19 protein-coding genes are annotated in these 17,922 nt (G+C 68.6%); 10 read left to right on the top strand and 9 right to left on the bottom strand.

Going from position 1 to position 17,922, the window contains the following annotated elements; genetic code table 11:
- Positions 1-125: 125 nt before the first annotated feature.
- The 4 genes from ACAM49_RS02080 (at position 126) to ACAM49_RS02065 (ending at position 3,267) form a co-directional block, all read left to right on the top strand.
- Entirely contained in the window at positions 126-797 is a 672-nt protein-coding gene (locus tag ACAM49_RS02080) for an MspA family porin (RefSeq protein WP_369633738.1), read from the top strand.
- A gap of 58 nt (positions 798-855) precedes the next feature.
- Positions 856-1,539: an MspA family porin gene (locus ACAM49_RS02075; RefSeq protein ID WP_369633737.1), complete on the top strand. Its 684-nt coding sequence runs from the start codon at positions 856-858 to the stop codon at positions 1,537-1,539.
- Positions 1,540-1,840: 301 nt separating this feature from the next.
- Positions 1,841-2,521, top strand: a complete 681-nt coding sequence (locus ACAM49_RS02070; RefSeq protein ID WP_369633736.1) for an MspA family porin — start codon at positions 1,841-1,843, stop codon at positions 2,519-2,521.
- Between the two features lie 65 nt (positions 2,522-2,586).
- Positions 2,587-3,267, top strand: a complete 681-nt coding sequence (locus ACAM49_RS02065) for an MspA family porin (RefSeq protein WP_369633735.1) — start codon at positions 2,587-2,589, stop codon at positions 3,265-3,267.
- Between the two features lie 69 nt (positions 3,268-3,336).
- On the opposite strand, the gene mscL is transcribed toward ACAM49_RS02065, so the two are convergent.
- From mscL to ACAM49_RS02040, 5 genes are all read right to left on the bottom strand, one after another.
- The gene (gene mscL / locus ACAM49_RS02060; protein ID WP_369633734.1) at positions 3,337-3,741 is read right to left on the bottom strand and encodes a large conductance mechanosensitive channel protein MscL; all 405 of its coding nucleotides are present in this window, start codon (positions 3,739-3,741) and stop codon (positions 3,337-3,339) included.
- A gap of 78 nt (positions 3,742-3,819) precedes the next feature.
- Positions 3,820-4,467 carry an SAF domain-containing protein gene (locus tag ACAM49_RS02055; protein WP_369633733.1) on the bottom strand — a complete coding sequence of 216 codons (648 nt, stop codon included), beginning with the start codon at positions 4,465-4,467 and terminating at the stop codon, positions 3,820-3,822.
- 87 nt (positions 4,468-4,554) lie between these two features.
- The gene (locus ACAM49_RS02050) at positions 4,555-4,857 is read right to left on the bottom strand and encodes an FmdB family zinc ribbon protein (RefSeq protein WP_369633732.1); all 303 of its coding nucleotides are present in this window, start codon (positions 4,855-4,857) and stop codon (positions 4,555-4,557) included.
- Positions 4,858-4,927: 70 nt separating this feature from the next.
- Positions 4,928-5,515: a 5-formyltetrahydrofolate cyclo-ligase gene (locus ACAM49_RS02045; protein WP_369633731.1), complete on the bottom strand. Its 588-nt coding sequence runs from the start codon at positions 5,513-5,515 to the stop codon at positions 4,928-4,930.
- Positions 5,516-5,540: 25 nt separating this feature from the next.
- Positions 5,541-7,196 carry a purple acid phosphatase family protein gene (locus tag ACAM49_RS02040; RefSeq protein WP_369633730.1) on the bottom strand — a complete coding sequence of 552 codons (1,656 nt, stop codon included), beginning with the start codon at positions 7,194-7,196 and terminating at the stop codon, positions 5,541-5,543.
- Between the two features lie 197 nt (positions 7,197-7,393).
- On the opposite strand from ACAM49_RS02040, the gene ACAM49_RS02035 reads away from it, so the two are divergent.
- The 4 genes from ACAM49_RS02035 to glpR all read left to right on the top strand — a co-directional run bounded on the left by ACAM49_RS02035 (position 7,394) and on the right by glpR (position 11,664).
- Positions 7,394-8,350: a UTP--glucose-1-phosphate uridylyltransferase gene (locus ACAM49_RS02035; RefSeq protein ID WP_369633729.1), complete on the top strand. Its 957-nt coding sequence runs from the start codon at positions 7,394-7,396 to the stop codon at positions 8,348-8,350.
- Between the two features lie 112 nt (positions 8,351-8,462).
- A complete protein-coding gene (gene glp / locus ACAM49_RS02030; protein WP_369633728.1) occupies positions 8,463-9,722 on the top strand; it encodes a gephyrin-like molybdotransferase Glp in 1,260 nt (419 codons plus the stop codon).
- Positions 9,723-9,731: 9 nt separating this feature from the next.
- A complete protein-coding gene (locus ACAM49_RS02025) occupies positions 9,732-10,382 on the top strand; it encodes a GNAT family N-acetyltransferase (protein WP_040812934.1) in 651 nt (216 codons plus the stop codon).
- A gap of 193 nt (positions 10,383-10,575) precedes the next feature.
- Positions 10,576-11,664, top strand: a complete 1,089-nt coding sequence (gene glpR, locus ACAM49_RS02020; protein WP_369633727.1) for a gephyrin-like molybdotransferase receptor GlpR — start codon at positions 10,576-10,578, stop codon at positions 11,662-11,664.
- A gap of 56 nt (positions 11,665-11,720) precedes the next feature.
- Here the strand turns inward: glpR and ACAM49_RS02015 are convergent, their stop codons facing one another.
- Both ACAM49_RS02015 and ACAM49_RS02010 read right to left on the bottom strand, forming a co-directional pair.
- Positions 11,721-12,704 carry a hypothetical protein gene (locus ACAM49_RS02015; protein ID WP_369633726.1) on the bottom strand — a complete coding sequence of 328 codons (984 nt, stop codon included), beginning with the start codon at positions 12,702-12,704 and terminating at the stop codon, positions 11,721-11,723.
- A complete protein-coding gene (locus ACAM49_RS02010) occupies positions 12,704-13,450 on the bottom strand; it encodes a ParA family protein (RefSeq protein ID WP_369633725.1) in 747 nt (248 codons plus the stop codon). Before ACAM49_RS02010 ends, ACAM49_RS02015 begins: the two co-directional genes overlap by 1 nt.
- Before the next feature lie 322 nt (positions 13,451-13,772).
- Between ACAM49_RS02010 and ACAM49_RS02005 the strand changes: the two genes are divergently transcribed.
- Positions 13,773-14,678: a C40 family peptidase gene (locus ACAM49_RS02005; RefSeq protein WP_369633724.1), complete on the top strand. Its 906-nt coding sequence runs from the start codon at positions 13,773-13,775 to the stop codon at positions 14,676-14,678.
- Here ACAM49_RS02005 and ACAM49_RS02000 read toward each other — a convergent pair whose 3' ends face one another.
- Positions 14,679-16,151, bottom strand: a complete 1,473-nt coding sequence (locus ACAM49_RS02000; RefSeq protein WP_369633723.1) for a family 20 glycosylhydrolase — start codon at positions 16,149-16,151, stop codon at positions 14,679-14,681.
- Positions 16,152-16,342: 191 nt separating this feature from the next.
- On the opposite strand from ACAM49_RS02000, the gene ACAM49_RS01995 reads away from it, so the two are divergent.
- Positions 16,343-17,293 (top strand): SMP-30/gluconolactonase/LRE family protein, encoded by a 951-nt coding sequence (locus ACAM49_RS01995; protein ID WP_369633722.1) that lies wholly within the window; start codon positions 16,343-16,345, stop codon positions 17,291-17,293.
- On the opposite strand, the gene ACAM49_RS01990 is transcribed toward ACAM49_RS01995, so the two are convergent.
- Positions 17,242-17,898 carry a TetR family transcriptional regulator gene (locus tag ACAM49_RS01990; RefSeq protein ID WP_369633721.1) on the bottom strand — a complete coding sequence of 219 codons (657 nt, stop codon included), beginning with the start codon at positions 17,896-17,898 and terminating at the stop codon, positions 17,242-17,244. The genes ACAM49_RS01995 and ACAM49_RS01990 overlap by 52 nt on opposite strands.
- Positions 17,899-17,922 lie beyond the last annotated feature (24 nt).

Here is a 17,922-nt window from a genome sequence, read left to right as displayed (position 1 = left end):
AAGCTACGGCTCTATCAGGTTTGAGTAGCGTGCTTGTGCGTTGCTCGGGGTGGCAAAGCCATGCCGTAGTGACCTCTTCAACCCCGGTGGTCGGGGTTGTCCGCAGAAAAACTGATGAGGGAACTATGAGCGAGAACCGGACTGCCGGTTTGCGGCGTGCCGCCCGTATCGCGGGTATCGGCGCGGCCGCCTCCGTGGCCTTGGGCCTGATGTCGACCGGCGCCGCCAACGCCGACACCTTCGTGCCGTTGCCGGACGGTCACAAGGTCGGAGCGGGCGTCACCATCGATCGTGTCGGCGAGCACGCCGTCATCTCGCCGTCGCTGTCGGCGAACGGCGCGGGGCGCACCGCCTGGCTCTCGGGCAAGGTCATCGCGAACGTCGACACCCCGGACGGCACCGTCGGCCCGAACAACGGCCCGAAGAACGGCCCCGGTTCGAACAACTCCTCGACCCACGGCACCTCGCAGGTCAACACCGGTTACATCATCGGCTGCCAGGTGAACATCTCCGACACCGCGATCAGCGCGGGCGTCTCCGGCGGCGTGAACCTCGGTGGCGCGAACGCGGGCGGCTCCGTCGGCCTCAACCTCGGCCCGGGCCAGGTCACCTTCGTCCAGGTGCAATCCAAGGACATCCCCAAGTCGGGCACCTACTCGATCGACTACAAGGACGTTCCGGTCGACGTGCAGGGCTGCGCGGGCTACGCCCAGGCGCGCGCCTACACCGTCGTCGAGGTCATCGGCGACAACTACTCGAAGACCACCCTCTACGGGCAGCCGTTCAGCCTCGGCTGACGTTCGGTCACCAATTCATTTCTCGCGTAAGCGAATTCGACCCTAGAGGGAAACAATCATGAACGTTCGCAAGACGATGGCGCGGGCCGCCGGCGTGGCCGCGGCCGCCACTGCCGCCCTGGGCCTGCTCTCGACCGGCGCGGCCAATGCCGACACCTTCGTGCCGCTGCCCGGCGGCTCCATCACCGAGACCATGGACGACGGCACCGTCGTGACCATCTCCATGACCGGTGAGTCGGCCAACATCAACCCGTCCATGGGCTCCACCCCGCTGCACCGCAACGCCTGGGTCTCGGGCACCGCGCGGGTGACGCTGTCGGGCACCAACGGCGCCGTCGGCGGCAAGATCGTCCCCGGCTACGTGGTGGGCTGCCAGGTCAACATCTCCGGTGGCGGCGCCAGCGGCGGCGCGAGCGGCGCGCTCGACGCGGGTGACCAGGTCTCGGTCAACAAGTCCGGCACCGGCCTCAACGGCGGCGGCAACCTGACCCTGGGTCCGGGCCAGTCCAAGGCCTTCTACCTGCTCGACCAGGAAGCGCCGGACGACTTCGGCAGCGAGGCGCACTACGTGCGCAACAAGTTCTCCGGCAGCTCGGGTTCGGTGAGCTGGTCGGATGAGACCATCGGCCTCAACGGCTGCGGCGGCTACGCCCAGGCCCGCTCGTTCGTGGCGGTCCAGGTCGAGACCGACAACGTCATCACCGCCTACACGCTGTGGGGTCAGCCCTTCAGTCTCGGCTGATCCAGTTTCCGCTCAGCGGAAACCCAAGGGGCCCGGTGCTAATCGCACCGGGCCCCTTTTGCTATGTATGAATTTCTCGACATACCTGCGGGTTTGTGTTCGGGAGTGAGCGGTCTTGTTCGCTCACGTCTCAAAGCTCACAGCGGTGATGTAAAGTGCCCTCCGTCGCTACGCGAAAAGAAATTGTTACCAGTAACACAGTGGCAACAATGTGGCGACAAACTCTACCGGGGATTCGGCCAGGATCCCATTTCAACCTCGGTGGTCGAGGTTGAACCGCTAGAACCTGATGAGGGGAAGTATGAGCGAGAACCGCACCCACGGTGTGCGTACCGCGGCCCGTTTTGCGGGCATCGGCGCGGCCGCGGCCGTGGCCATCGGCCTTATGTCCACCGGTGCCGCGAATGCCGACACCTTCGTGCCGTTGCCGGACGGCCAGAAGGTGAACCCGGCGGGCACCGTCACGATCACCCGTACGGGCGAACACGCCATCGTGTCGCCGTCGCTCGCAGCCAACGGTGCCGGCCGTGTGGTCTGGGTGAGCGGCAACGCCTCCGCGGTGATCACCGATACGCCGGAAGGCACCGCGGGCCCGAACAACGGCCCGGCGGGTGGCGCCGGAACGAACAACTCGTCCACACACGGGATTTCGCAGATCAACACCGGCTACATCGTCGGCTGCCAGATCTCCATCGGCGAGGACGCGATCTCGGCCGGCATCTCCGGCAGCGTCAGCCTGAACAGCGCGGGCGTCGGCGGTTCGCTCGGCGTCAGCCTCGGCCCGGGCCAGGTTGCCTTCGTGCAGATCGACTCGAAGGACGTCCCCAAGGCGGGCACGTACTCCGTCGAGTACCGCGATGCGGAGATCGAGATCCAGGGTTGCGCGGGTTACGCCCAGGCGCGTGCGTACACCGTCGTCGAGATCATCGGCGACCACTACTCCAAGACCACCCTCTACGGCCAGCCTTTCAGCATCGGCTAAGTGGTCTCCGCCCGCCAAAACCTTTCTCGCGTAAGCGAATTCAAAACCTGAGGGACAAACCAGAAATGAACATCCGTAAGACCGTGGCGCGGGCAGCCGGCGTGGGTGCCGTCGCCACCGCAGCTCTTGGCCTGTTCTCCGTCGGCGCCGCCAACGCCGACACCTTCGTGCCGCTGCCGGGCGGCGAAATCACCCAGACCCTCTCCGACGGCACCGTGGTCACGGTCAAGCTGGTCGGCGAGTCGGCCAATATCAGCCCGTCGATGGGTGCCACCCCCGTGCACCGCAACGCCTGGGTCTCGGCCTCGGCGCAGGTCCACATCTCCGGTGACACCACCGCCACCGGCGGCAAGATCTTCCCGGGCTACGTGGTCGGCTGCCAGGTCAGCATCGACGGCGGCAACGTCAGCGGCGGCGCCAACGGCGGCGTGGAGTGGGACAGCGAGGGTAATGGCAAGCCGACTGCCAGCATGAGCACCGGTGCCAACCTGACCCTGGGACCGGGCCAGGCCAAGTCCTTCTACGTTCTCGACCAGGAAATGGCCGACGACTTCGGCAACGAAGTCCACAAGAAGCGCAACAAGTTCAGCGGCACCGACGGTTCGGTCACCTGGTCGGATGAGACCATCGGCCTCAACGGCTGCGGCGGCTACGCGCAGGCTCGTGCCTTCGTGAGCGTCGAGGTCGAGACCGACAACGTGATCAGCTGGGTCACCCTGTGGGGCCAGCCCTTCAGCCTGGGCTGAGTTCCCGCGCTGTTGTAATACCAACGGACCCGGCGCTTTTCGCGCCGGGTCCGTTTGCGTTGTCCGCCTTCAGCTTTCGTGTTTGCCGCCCGCGCTGCGTTCGGCCAGCAGGTCCCGGATCTGGTGCAGCAGTTCGTTGTCCGAGAGTGCGGCGTCCTCGGCGGTCCCGCCCCAGCGGGCCTTGGCCCGGTTGGCCGGGACCACCACGATGAAGTACAGCAGCGCCGCGATGATCACGAAGTTGATCGCCGCGGTGATGATCGGCCCGACGGCCACGAAGGTGGCGGGCTTGCCGGCCACCAGTTGGAAGCCCAGCCCCAGATTGTCGGTCTTGCCGAATACCGCCAGCAGCGGGGTGATGATGCCGTCGCTGAACGCGGTGACGATGGCGACGAACGCGGTGCCCATGACGACCGCCACGGCCAGGTCGACCACATTGCCGCGGAGCAGAAAATCCTTGAAACCCTTGAGCATTGCCGAAACTCCTCTACCTGAGGGATCGAACGCAGTGTTATGGGGTACCGGGCGATGCTAGTTCACGGGCGCGCCGGTTCAGTGGAACACCACCGTGAGGGCGCTGCGCAGGGAGGCCGCGGCCACCGCGGTGGCGCGCCGGGAATCCAGGGCCACCAGCACCACGCGGTCGGTGCGGCCGCGCGCGTCCTCCGTCCCCGATACCAGCACCACGGCCGCGTCGGCGGCCAATAGCCGTGCTGGACGGCCACTTCCGCCCGAATCCTCGCCCGCCACCACGTCCACCCGGTCCCCGGCGCGCAGGATCTCGGCAACGGCGTTGTCCGCCAGGCGAATCGGCACGATGCGCGCATCCGGCGCGTGCGCCGCGACGGCCGCCAGCCGCGGTCCCACCACCCGCAGCTCGGTGACGATCTCCCCGGCCGCCAGCGCGCCCGCCAGCGTGGCGCCGCGCAGCCGCCCGGCCTCGCGCACGGCCCCGGCGGGCAGCGTGGCCGTCTCCCGCGGCGCGGACCGCAGATCGCCGTCGCCGAGCACCCGGCCCGGCGGCAGGTCCCGCGCGGCCACCAGCACCTCGGTGCGCCCGGCGGCGGGATCGGTGCGAACGGCGAGGAAGGCCGCCAGAACGAGCAGCGCGACCGCCCCGACCCGGCGGAGCAGTACGGTGTCCGCCCAGGTCGGGCGGCTGCGGAACTCCCGGAGGAAGGCTCGGTACGGTCGCGTCATGCCGGGCAGCCTACGACCGCCCGAACGCCGACATGCCCGGGGGAAACCCGGGCTGTGGATAACAGAGAGGCTGTGGAAAAGCTCGAATCAGGCGGCGGAGGTGGAGCCGCTCGCCGAAGCGGTCGAGGCAGCCGGAGCCGGCGCGCTCGACGCGGTGGAGCTGGAGCCATTGTCGGAGGAAGACGGCTTGGCCGGCTCTGAGGAGGTCGAGCCGTTGCGGCTGTCGGTGCGGTAGAACCCGCTGCCCTTGAAGACGATGCCGACCGAGTTGAACAGCTTGCGCAGCTTGCCATTGCACCGATCGCAGGTGGTCAGTGCGTCATCGGAGAAGGACTGCACGATGTCGAACTTGTTGTCGCACTCGGTGCATGCATACGAGTAAGTAGGCATCGGGTAACCTCCACGCTCTTCGTCGATTTAGCACTCTACAGCTGGCAGTGCCAACGCTGCCAATCGGGTGTCAATTCCCGACGTGATCTTCGAGCCTCCGCAGCCCGCCGAACGGGGTCAACGCCCATCCCATTCGATGGTCGTGGGACTCCTCCGGCAAACGCCGCACGAGTTCGTCGTCGCGCACCACCGCGACCAATCGCGCATCGGCGCGGCATGCGCCCAAACTGCGATCGTAATAACCCGCGCCGCGTCCCAATCGGACTCCCCGCTCATCGACCGCCAATGCCGGAACCAGAATGGTCGCCGCCATTGCGATCCCATTCGCGACCGGGGCGCCCGACGGTTCCCGGAGGCCGAACCGGCCGCGCCGCAAGCCCTCCGGACCGGTGTACTCGGCCCATTCCAGGGGACCGGGCTCACCGGTCACGGGGAGCAGTACCCGCGCGCCCGCGGCGCGCAGCGCGTCCAGCATGGCGAGCGAGCCCGGCTCGCCGCCGACGGGCACGTAGGCGCAGACCACCTCGCCGCCGAGATCCGCGGCGGCCACCGCCGCGGCGAGCGCCGCCGCCTCGCGCGCGCGGACCTCGGCGGGCAGCGCCTTGCGGCGCGCGAGGATCTCCTCCCGCCAGGCCCGTTTGTCGCGTTCGTCCGTCACGCACCCAACCCTAGGGCGGGCGGGGTCAGCGATCCGAGCGCGGGCGGGTGAGGGTGAACGTGTCGATCGCCTTCAGCTCGCTGGTCGGCCCGGTGAGCGCGTAATAGGTGCCCTTGATCGTGGTGTCGCCGCCCGGCCGTCCGGCATCCACGTCGAAAGCGCAGAAGCCGTAGGGATGTTCGGCGTCCTTGAACGCCGACCAGGGCGCGTCCTCGAGCACGTACACCGGCGTCTTCTTCCCGGTGGCCGGGTCCGCGGCGCCGACGGCGGTGATGACGCGGCACTTGTCGCCGGGGAAGAACAGCTGGTTGGACGGCGCGGAGGTGCCGCCACCGCCGATCACCAGGTGCACGGTGCCCTTGCTGGTGTCGACGAGGTCCTTGCGGGTGTCGGCGGGCTTGGGTGTGAGGGTCTCGGACCCGGTCACCCCGCGCACGGGATGCGAACGCTCGTAATGGTGTTCGTGCCCGCACAGCACCAGGTCGACCTGGTACTTGTCGAACAGCGGCAGCCAGTCCTGCCGGATGCCCAGATCCGCGCCGTTGAACTTGTCGGCCGAGGAGATGGCGACCTGGTGCATGAACACCACCACCCAGTCGATGCCCTTGTCGGCGCGCGCCCTGGCCAATTCGGCTTCCAGCCACCGCTTCTGGGCCCCGCCGCTATACCCCTTGACGTAGCTGTTGCCGCCGTCCTGCAGGCAGATGTCGTCATTGGCGACCGCGATGACGCGCACGCCACCGACAGTGAAGGAGTACCAGAGGCCCTTGGCGTGCTCCTCGGCCCCGGCGTCGGGCACCGTGAAATAGGTCTGGAAGGCGGCGAAGCCGATCGGCCCGTTGCCGAGTTCGTTCTCGTGGTTGCCCGGCGCGGGCATCCAGGGCCGGTAGCGCGCGGAGCGGGAGTTGTTGGCCCACCAGTCGTTCCAGGTGCGCAGCCGGTCGGTGGCGATATTGGCGTAGCAGAGGTCGCCGTTGACCAGGTTGAACAGCGGGGCCAGCGATTCCACGGCGGAGGTGACGTCGCCGGCGTACTGGGAGCCGAGGTTGTCGTTGAGGGCCTTGCCGTCGACGATCTTGCCGACGGTCGGGGTGCCCTGGTCGCCGAAGCTGGTGAACCGGAACCTGGCGCGGCCCGCGGGCGCGGTGCGGATGGTGCCGAGCTCCGGCGGCGCGCCGTCGTGCCCGGCGGCGTAGACGTAGTCGGTGTCGGGGGACAGGCCGGTGAGGCGCGCGTGGTGGGCCTGAATCTCGATGCCGGACTTGGCATCCCGATAGGTCCGGGTCTGCGCCTGGACGCTCTTGCCGAAGCCGGCGTCGGCGGTGCCGTAGCGCACGGTGGGCGCGGTCACCGAGCCGGTGGTGTGCCAGCTGACCACGACCTCGCGCGCGGCGTCGGCCCCGAACTGCAGGTGCAGTCCCGAAACCCGCGGCGCGGCAGCGCGATCGGGGGTGGTCACCAGTTCGGCCGAGCGCGGCCAGGCCGCGGCGCCGGATCCATTGCCGCGCAGTGCCACGGCACCGCCCGCACCGGCCGCGATTCCGGCGATGCCCGCGATGGCCGAGGCCCCGAACAGCCGGCGGCGGCTCAGGCCGCGCCCGGCATCGGGGGAGTTCACGGCCGGTGTGGCGGGATTCTCGGGGGTGGAGTCCGGGCTGTGGGGATCCTCACGGTCGGTCATAGGTGTCAGTCAACAACCGCTGGGTACGACCTAGATCACGGCGCGGCGAACGCCAAATGAAATGAACGGGTCGGTCTGCCAGATGGGCCCGGGTCGGCGTTCGGTGCGCCCTCGGCCGTCCGGCCCCTTAGGCTCTCGGAGATATCGAGGCGGCCACGAGCGACTTCGAGCAGATGACGATGGATAGGGTGAATTTCATGACAGCTAATGGCGGCGGAGCCGTGTCGCCCGGCGGAGCAGACGCCTGCTTCCGCACCGCGGTGGTTCCCGCGGCGGGGCTCGGCACCAGGTTCCTGCCCGCGACCAAGACGGTGCCCAAGGAGCTGCTGCCGGTGGTCGACACCCCGGGCATCGAATTGGTCGCCGCCGAGGCCGCGGAGTCCGGCGCCAACCGGCTGGTGATCGTGACCTCGCCCGGAAAAGACGGCGTGGTCGCGCATTTCGTCGAGGACCTGGTGCTGGAGAGCACCCTCGCCGAGCGCGGCAAGTTCCATCTGCTGGAGAAGGTGCGCAAGGCCCCGGGGCTGCTGGACGTGACCTCGGTGGTGCAGGAGGAGCCGCTGGGTCTGGGTCACGCGGTGGCGCAGGCGGAATCGGCGCTCGACGACGACGAGACCGCGATCGCGGTGCTGCTGCCCGACGACCTGGTGCTGCCCTCGGGCGTGCTGGAGTTGATGGCGAGTGTGCGCTCGGCGCACGGCGGTTCGGTACTGTGCGCCATCGACGTGCCGAAGGAACAGGTCAGCGCCTACGGCGTTTTCGACGTCGAGGAGCTGCCCGACGGGCCGTCGGATGTGCTGAAGGTCAAGGGCATGGTGGAGAAGCCGGCCGTCGAGGACGCGCCCTCCACCTTCACCGCCGCCGGGCGATACCTGTTGGACCGCGCCATCTTCGACGCGCTGCGCCGCATCACCCCGGGCGCGGGCGGCGAACTGCAGCTGACCGACGCCATCGCGCTGTTGATCGCGGAGGGCCACCCGGTGCACGTGGTGGTGCATCGTGGGTCGCGACACGATCTGGGCAACCCGGGCGGTTATCTTCGTGCTGCGGTCGATTTCGCTCTGGAACGCGAGGAATACGGTCCGGCCCTGCGCGAGTGGCTCGAGCAGCGGTTGGCGCCGGGCTGGAATCCCCAGCTGACCTCGCACGAATAGAGTTCGTGCGCGGGAAGATGGAACCTCGTGCGCGGGAACATGGATAGGGTGCGCACCGACACAGGCGAATCGGTCGCGACGGACGCGGCGGGCGAGACAACGGAAGGGCGGCATGCGCTCGGTTGAGGATCAGCAGATCAAGGTGACCGCCGCGGCTGTGGCCCCGCGGCCGGTTCGGGTCGCGATCAGCGAGGCCCAGGGACTGCTGTGTGCCGAGGATGTGGTGACCGAGCGCCCGCTGCCGGGTTTCGATCAGGCCGCCATCGACGGATACGCCGTGCGCAGTGTGGATGTCGCGGGCGCGGGCGCGAATATCCGCGACGAGGACGGCAATTCGGTGGATCTGAGCCTGCCGGTGGTGGGCGAGGTGGCCGCGGGTTCGCGGCAGCCGATCCGCCTGCAGCCCCGCCAGACCGTGCGGGTGGACACCGGCGCGCCGCTGCCCACCCTCGCCGATGCCGTGCTGCCGCTGGAGAACACCGACGGCGGCCGGGCCCGGGTGAAGGTCTACGAACCGGTGCGCTCGGGCGATTACGTGCGCCGCATCGGCGATGACGTGCAGCCCGGCGATCTGGCCGTGCGCGCGGGCACCATCATCGGCCCGGCCCAGGTGGGGCTGCTGGCCGCGGTGGGCAAGGACAAGGTGCTGGTGCATCCGCGCCCGCGCCTGTCGGTGCTGTCGGTGGGCGGCGAGCTCGTCGATATCGACCGCACTCCCGGGCCTGGTCAGGTCTACGACGTGAACTCCTACGCCCTGGCCGCGGCCGCGCGCGACGCGGGCGCGGACGTGAACCGGGTCGGCATCGTCAGCTCCGATCCCAAGCGGCTGCGGGATGTGGTGGAGGGCCAGCTGGTTCGCTCCGAGGTCGTGGTGATCGCGGGCGCGGTCGGCGGCTGGGCCTCGGAGCAGGTGCGCGAGGCCCTGGAGGGTCTGGGCGAGCTGGAGATCACCCGGGTGGCCATGCATCCGGGTTCGGTGCAGGGTTTCGGCCTGCTCGGCCGCGACGAGGTGCCGACCTTCCTGCTGCCCTCGAATCCGGTTGGCGCGCTGGTGGTTTTCGAGGTCATGGTGCGGCCGCTCATCCGGATCGCGCTGGGCCGCCGCCATCCCATGCGGCGCGTGGTGCGGGCGCGCACCATCCTGCCGATCGCCTCGATCCCGGGCCGCCGCGGTTACCTGCGCGCGCAGCTCATGCGCGACGAGCAGACCAGCGACTACCTGGTGCAGCCGCTGGGCGGGCCGAACGGCGCGTCCTCGCATCTGCTGGCCACCATGGCCGAGGCCAACAGCCTGATCGTCATCGATCCGGACGTCACCGAGGTGCGTACGGGGGACGAGGTGCGGGTCGCTTTCCTCGCGCAGCGTGGGTGAGGCGTGGACATGAACGTCTTCCGGACCGCCCAGCATCCGGGGTGGCCCGCGCATCTCGGGCCGGTGCGCGTCGCGGCGGGCACCGTGACGCTGCGGCCGATCCGGCTGCGTGACGCCTCGGCGTGGAGCCGGATTCGCATCCGGGACCGGGATTATCTGGAGAAGTGGGAGCCGACGGGCCGCGGCCCGTGGGAGGCCCGCAACCATTCCAGCAACTGGCCCGCGCTGTGGTCGGCGCTCAAGGCCGAGGCCCGGCGCGGCGCCATGATCCCGTTCGTCATCGAGGTGGACGGCTCGTTCGCGGGCCAGCTCACGGTGGGCAATATCGTGCGCGGCGCACTGCGTTCGGCGTGGATCGGCTACTGGGTGTCGAGCGAGCTGAGCGGCCGGGGCGTGGCCACCGCGGCGCTGGCGCTGGGCCTGGACCACTGCTTCGGCGAGGTCGGCCTGCATCGGGTGGAGGCCACCGTGCGCCCGGAAAACCTTGCCAGCCAGGCGGTTCTGCGCAATGTCGGCTTCCGCGAGGAGGGCCTGCTGCAGCGCTACCTCGATGTCGACGGCGCCTGGCGCGACCACCTGCTGGTCGGCATGACCGTCGAAGAGGTCTCGGGCACGGTGGTGGACAGGCTGATTCGCGCCGGACGCGCCACCAAAGCCTGAAAACTAGCTGTGTGTTTCCACCTTACGGGGTGGTTGTTACTAGTGTTGCGGGTGTGGTCGGCGCGCCTGTGGGGAATTACCTTGCGGTGGATTTACCCTACGGACGTCGGTGGTGCGTCCGCCTACCAACCGGTAGGCGCTGCGGTGCACGTCGAAGGGACAGCTATCTGGGCGGGACGGAGGTGTGACGGCAATGCCGAATTCGATCTTGTGGATCGGTTTGGTGGTGCTCTGGGTCTTCGTCCTGTTCCCCATGCTCGCCAACCGTCATCCCCGCATCCGTCAGCACACCGACGCCGCCCTGTCCACGCGGGTGTTGCATCGCGGTGGTGCCAAGCGACGCACCAGGAAAGGTCCGGCGACCGGACATGAGACCGACCCGGACTACGTGCCGGTTCGCAGGAAGCTTCAGCACCCGAGCGAGGATCCGGAGGATCGGATGACCAGATCGGACGATAGCCCCACTGCGTCGGACGAGAAGGAAGTCGAGACCGAGGGGCCGGGGGACGGGGCCCAGGTGACCGCCGAAGCTTCCGAGCCCGAGAAGGATTCGGTCGAGGTCGTCGCCGAGGCGGAGGAGGAAGCCGAATCCGCTTCTGCCGCAACAGAATCCGAGACGGAACCCGAAACCGCAACGGACGAGGGGGAATCCGGGACCGGCAGCCTCGATGAGGCGGATGCCGAGACCGACAGTACCGACGAACCCGAACCCGAGCCGGAGGCCCCCCAGCGCGCCCGTATGCCCGCGCTGCGCGAACCCGAGCCGGAACCGGAACTGGATTCCGACGACGAGGATTTCGTGCCCACCCGGCGCGGACGCGGCGGCTACGACCCCGAGGCCGACGCCGCCGCCCGCGCGGCCCGCTACACCTTCCGCCAGCGCGCCGTGCTGGGCCTGGTGCTGTCCACGCTGATCTTCGCCGCCGCCGGATTCGCCGTCCTGCCGGTGTTGTGGTGGCTGGCGGCCCTGTCCGGCGCGGGCCTGGTGGGCTACCTCGCATACCTACGCAAACAGGTCCGCCTGGAGGAGGACATCCGGCGTCGCCGCGCCGCCCGTGCGGCCCGCCGCCGTACCGAGGAGGCCGAGGAGCCGCCCGCCACCCGCGAGCGTCCCCGCCCCGACCGCGAGCAGACCCGCACCCAGCTGCGTCGCGCGGTCCTGGTCGAATCCGATGACGAGGATCCGCTTTTCGAGCACCTGGAGCTGTTCGACGCCGCGGCCGCCCGCGCGACCCGGCAGCGGGCCACCGGCGGCCGGGAGTACCGCGCCGTCGGCGAATAGCCCGGAGCAACGAGAAGGGGCCCGGCCGTCAGGCCGGGCCCCTTCTCTGTCTGCGCTCAGTTCGGGATCTTCTGCTCGATCAGTTCCGCGAGAGTCCGGAGCTTGGCGGCGAATTCGCGGGCCGCGTCCGGATGATCGGTGGAGCCCTTCACCACCTTCTGCGTCAGCGCGGCGAGCCGGGACTCGACGGAGCTGAACACATCCGTGGTCTGCGGCTGCTCCTGCTCGGCGAGATCCCCGCGCAGCCACGCCTGCAGCCGCTGTACGACCTCCTGCTCGTCGTAGTCGTCGCGCAGCACCGCGACCGCCTCGCGGAGCTTGCCCGCGGTGACCTTCACATCGGCGGCCAGCGTGGTGTACACGGTGACCGCCGCCTCCTCGCCGTGCGCCGCGGCCACCGGCAGCAGTTCGCGGATCTGTCCCTCGTTGATGGACGGCGCGACCGGATGCAGCCGCGCGGCCAGCGGCCAGGCCCGGATCAGCTTGTGCGCGTAGGACCGCTGCATGTCCCAGCGCTTCTCGACGTAGTCGTCGAAGGTGGCGTGATCGGCCCGGTAGAGGCGACCGTCGCGCACGATCTGCAGGGCGCGCCCGGCGGTCCAGAATGCCACCCGCAAGGCGTCGATGGAGGATTCGCAGACCTCGAGCTGTTCGGACTCCGAACGGCTCAGCGGGCCCTCGCCGCCCGTGGCGGGCAGGGGCAGGTCCAGCACCGAGGGCGCGGGCGCGGCCGCCGCGGGTACCGGATCGGGTGGCGCGGGTTCGGGTTCGGCGGCGATCACCTCGAGCACCGGCCGGACCGCCTCGGCGGCGGGTCCGGCCTTCGGCGCGGTGACGGTCTTCGCGGCGGCCTTCGGTTCGGCCTCCGCTGCGCCGGGCGACATCAGCACCGCGGTCGCCGCCTTCGACAGTTGCGGCGTGCGCGGCCATTTGGCGTCGCGCAGCGGCGAGACCGGGGGAGTGTGCTCGGCCTCGTCGGAGAGCGGGTTGCGGCCCAGCCCGCCGCCACCGATGGAACTCTTACGACGCTGCGGTGGCATCAGGCAGACACCTCCACCGGTACGAGGTCGGCCGCCGCGGCCTCGAGATACGGTCGCACCAATTCGTCACCGACGGCACGATATTCGCCGAGATCCTCGATCGGGTTCTCGGCCCCGTCGCCGACTTCGCCGTCGGCGGCCTCGCGATACCACTTCCAGGCGCTGACACAGGAATCGAAGACGTCGTATCCGGCGTCCTCCAGATTGCCGCGCTGGGTGCGGTATTCGGTGGACACATTGACGCCGTTCTTCATGGTGACGGGAACCTTTGTCATGAGCACGCGCACCCGAATGGCGCGATCGCTTTCCGCGGCGGCCTCTTCGGCGGCCCGATAGGTACTCGGCACGCGCTTGACTTCCGAGGGGCTGACGCTGGTGACCAGAATCAGTTCGTCGCTCACCGGGACCGCCGCCTTGAAGATCTCCGCGGATTCACCGCCGGCGTCGACGATGATCACATCGTATTTCCCGGAATTGTCGGTGATGCAATCGTTCACATGCCTGGACGGGAAGGCCAGCAGTTCGAAGGGGATCTCCACCTCGGCCTTCTGCAGGCGCCGATACCAGGAGTAGCCGGTCTGGCTGAGCGGGTCGGCGTCGATCACGAGCACTCGAAGTTCATGCACCGTGGCGAAATACGAGGCGAGGAAGAAGGCGGAAGTCGTCTTGCCCACGCCCCCTTTCAGATTCCCGAGCGTCACGACCAGTGGTTCGGGAAGATTCGGTAGTACACCGGATTCGGTCATCGATCATCCTCCTGATGATGGGGAGGGCGGTTTTTTCCGTTCGCCAGTCTCACACGCGCGGGGGTGCGCGCCCGTCATGGCGCGCGCGAAGTCGTGGATTCGGTGCGAAATCGGCTGTGTCCAAGCGTGAAATCCGCTGTGTCCAATTGGACACAACCGTCAATGGTTACCGTTTCGTAATGAATAACACGCATGTCATTCATTGCACCCCCTGCACTTCCGGCGAAATATGCAATCTCGGATCGGCTGGCAGTACCGAACATTCGCGAGTGTTGGACGGAAACCGAATAGCTTTCACGGCTTGATCGGAGGACGACCGCTCATGGAAACGATCGGTGATAGACAGAAGGTTCGAGTTCTTCCGCGGCTGAGCCTGCGGGCCCTGGTGACAGGAGTCCTCGGCGCGGCGGCCGTCGGAGCCGCCCTGCTCTTCACGGCGGGCGAGGCGCACGCGGCGCCGGTGACCGTTCCGGGTATCGGCGAGATCGAGATCCCGAACGAGATCGCGGCGCAGTTCGGAATCATCGTTCCGGCACAGGAATCCACGGCTGGGGAAGCCGGGGATTTCCGTCCCGTGACGAATCCCGACAACGATGCCAGGACCTCGGGTGTGGGTGAGGCGGACGCCTCCCGCATGGTCGCGATTCCGGAACGGGTCGCCATCACCCCCGCGGAGCCGGGCGCGGATTCGATTCCGGTGCAGGCGCTCTCACCCGAGCCGCTGCGTCCGGCCGCCCCGGCCCCCGCGCCGGAGGTCCGCTCGGTGGTGGTGGCCGGACTGGGCAGCTTCTCGATTCCCAGCAGCCTGCCCCCGCTGGTCGGCATTCCCGGCGTGACCGATGCCGCGGCCGTGCCCGCCCCGATGCCCGCGGCCATGCCGAAGCGGACCGCTGGACAGCGCGCGATCGAGGCGGCCACCAGCAAGCTCGGCGCGTACTACCGCGCGGGCAGCAACGGCCCGGACTCCTTCGACTGCTCCGGATTCGTGCAGTGGTCCTATCGCGAGGCCGGAGTCGAGTTGCCGCGCACCAGCTATTCGCAGCTGGCTTCGGGAACCCCGGTTCCGCTGGACGAATTGCAGCCGGGCGATCTGGTGTCCTACTACGGCGGCGGCCACTCGGCCATGTACCTCGGCGACGGGAAGATCATCCACGCCAGCGACTACGGGTCGGGAGTGAAGATCTCGCCGCTGAACAATATGCCGGTGACCGGAGCCCGCCGCTTCTGATCAGGGCCAGGCGACAGCCGCGGTACGGGCGATGAATTCCGGATACGCGAGACCGCCGGTGCCCGACCACAACTGCTGGGCCATGACCGCCAGGCGAGCGCGCAGGGGAGTGACGATCTGCTCGGGAGTCAGCGCCGTCGGATCATCGCACCAGACGAAGACCATGGAACCCCGCAACCGGGACCGATCGGATTCGGGCAGCCGCTGCCCGTTGACGAAGAGTCCGGGATCCCACGCCCAGAGCAGTTCGGGCGGAGCGTTCAGCGCCGCCGCCGGACCGCCGGTAGCGAAGTAGGTGGGCGTGAACGCGGCATTGAGGATCGAATGTCCGGCCCGGGTGAACTCCTCGGGCGTGCGACCGCCGGGCAGCCAGGGCAGGCCACCGGCGCTGGACGACCAGTACTGCACCACCAGTTCGGGTTTCGGTGACAGCAGGCCCGCATGGTCGAACCCGTCGTTCCAGACCCGCGGGGTCTTGCCGAAGGACTCGACGATCTCGGCGGCCCAGTTGGCGAAGCCGACGATCACATCGCCGGGTTCCGCGCCGGGGCCGAAAGTGCCTGTGGCGTAATCACCCAGCTGCGGATAGCGGGTGTAGTCCGAGACGTACTCGTCGCAACCCAGATGCCAGTACCGGCCCGGGAACTGCGGCACGAACTCCCGCAGGATGTCGCTGATCAGTTGGTAGGCAGCCGGATTGGTGAGATCGATCTTGCCGCCTACGCCGCCCGCGATCGTATTGTCCTGTGCCGCATCCTGTGCGGTGGTCCGCGCCGGGCGCAACACCAGATCCTGATGCTCGGCGAGGATGGCGTTCATATGGCTGGGCATATCGATCTCGGGCACGATCTCGATGCCGTAGGAGCGGGCGTAGGCGAGGATCTCGCGGAGATCGGCGGCGCTGTAGTGCTCCGGTGAAGTGATCTCCGGGTGCGTGATGCTGGCCAGCCGGAAGCCCTGGGTGTCCGACAGATGCAGCTGCAGCAGATTCATTCGCAGGTACGCGGCATCGCGGATGCGAGCCTTGACCCAGTCGACCGGAAAGAACTCGCGCCCGGTGTCGAGCATGAGCCCGCGCTCGGTGTAGTCCGGATGATCCTCGACCGTGCCGCCGGGGAGCGTGGAACTCTGGCGCAGCCATTGCAGCGCGGTTTGCGTGCCGTGTGTCATGCCCGCCGAATCATTGGCGGTAATGGTCAATCGGTCGGTCAGGACAATGCGATAGGACTCCGCGTCCGGGGTTCCCGTTTCGCCGCGACGCAGCACGATATCGCCAGGTCGATCATCATTTTCGGCGGTGGAAATCGGTTTTCCGGCCCGCGTCAGATCCTCGGCCAGGCGCTGCGCGGTTTCCCGATATTCGCCGTCCGCGACAATGCGGGATTCGGGCCCGAGGGTGAATCCGGTCGTCCCCGCGGCCGCCGGTTCCCAGTGTCGAATGCTCGGTACCGTGACTGGAAGTTGTTGTGCCACAACGGGATCCGCTGAACCCGTTGATATGTGGACAACTGCCCAGCTGGCTGCCAGGGCGAGGCAGGCGGTGAATCGGCGCACCGGCCGACCGCGGCGAAAAGAATTTCCGGGCACGGCGACCATTGAACCCGTCAAGCCCCGAAAACGTCATACGATGCAGAGATTCATCGGCGAAATCCGTGAGGTGGGTCATGGGGATCAATAAATCGGCGGCGGTCGCGTTGGCGACGCTCACCTTCGCCGCGCTGTCGATATTCACCGCCGCCCCGGGATCGGCCGCCCCGGTCTGCGCCGGCGCGGGCCAGCCGACCTTCACGGTCGCCTCGGTGCCGGGCGCCGCGCTCGAGGGGTTCACCGTGGACCCGGCGGGCCGGGCCTTCGTCACGGATCTGGTGAGCGGTCAGGTCTTCCGCATCGACGCGCCGGGCGCGCCCGCGATCCCGATCGCGCGGGTGCCCAGCGGCGGCGCGGGCGCGCTGGCCTGGCTGCCGGACGGCCGCCTGCTGGTCGGATACGGCGCGGACGCACGGGCCGCGATCGGCGACGCCATCCGCGCGGCCGGGATCGTCACCGTCGATCCGGATACCGGCGCGATGGCCCCCTTCGCGTCCGGACTCTCGGCCGCGGACGGCATGGACGTCGCCCATGACGGAACCGTCTATGCCACAAACGATTTCGGATCGCTGGTAGGCCGCGTGTATCCGAACGGCGCGGTGCAGGCGGACTGGGCGAACTTCCCCAGCGCCAATGGCGCGGTGCTGAACCGGGACAACTCGTTCCTGTACGTTTCGCGCACCTTCGTCAATCCCGGCGTCAGCCGGATTCCGACCAACGCCCCCTGGGCTCCGCAATCGCTGCTGGACCTCTCCGGCGGTGACTTCTTCAATGCCCCGGACGGTTTGACGCTCGATTCACTGGAACGCCCTGTGCTGCCGTTCAATACGTTGGGCCAGGTCGTCCGCATCGACGCGCCGGGCGCCTACTGCGTGCTGGGCTTCGGCCCGCAGCTGACCAGCGAGGTGCAGTACGGCCGTGGCGGCCAGGGCTTCTCGGCCGGGCGGCTGTTCGGCATCACCTTCACCGGTCAGGTCTACGAGATCCCCGGCGGCTTCGATCCGGACGCCCGCACCGCCGCGCCCTGAGCCGCGACCGGCTCGGTCAGCAGTCCGACGATCATGGCGATAATGCTGGCCTGCGCGTCGTTCCGCTCGGCGGCGGTGGGCAGGTCCTGGCGCTCGTAGTCGGCGAGCAGGGCGAACATGACGGTGCTCATGGCCCGCAGCCGATAGGTCTTCTGCGCCCGGGTCAGATCGGGCATGGCCTTGTAGAGCCGCGCCACGATCACCCGGGTGGCGTGCCAGCGTTTCTCGTGCAGGTCGGGTCCGCTCACGGCCGGATGCGCCCGCGCCTGTTCCAGGAATCGTGCGTAGTGCGTGGAGCCCTCGGCGTAGGGCACGTCGAACATGGGCCGCACCAGCACCGCGACCAGCGCGGCCACGCTGTCGGGCGCGCCGGAGGCCTCGTGGTCGGCGAGCAGTTCGGTGCGCCGGGACTCCAGCGCGGGTTGGTGCCGCTCGATGATGGCGGTGATGAGCCCGTCGCGGGAGCCGAAGTGGTAGTGCACCGCGGAGTTGTTGCGCTGTCCCGCCGCCACCGCGATATCGCGCAGCGCCACATCCGGTCCGCGTTCGGCGATGGAGCGCTCACCGGCGAGCAGGATCAGCTCGCGCGCGTCAGGACTGTTCACCGGGGTCACTATAGGGCCGGGCGC

Source organism: Nocardia sp. JMUB6875 (assembly GCF_041154655.1).
Lineage (GTDB): Bacteria > Actinomycetota > Actinomycetes > Mycobacteriales > Mycobacteriaceae > Nocardia.
Note: the sequence above shows the minus strand (reverse complement) of the source record. Positions and strands in the feature narration are given on the sequence as shown.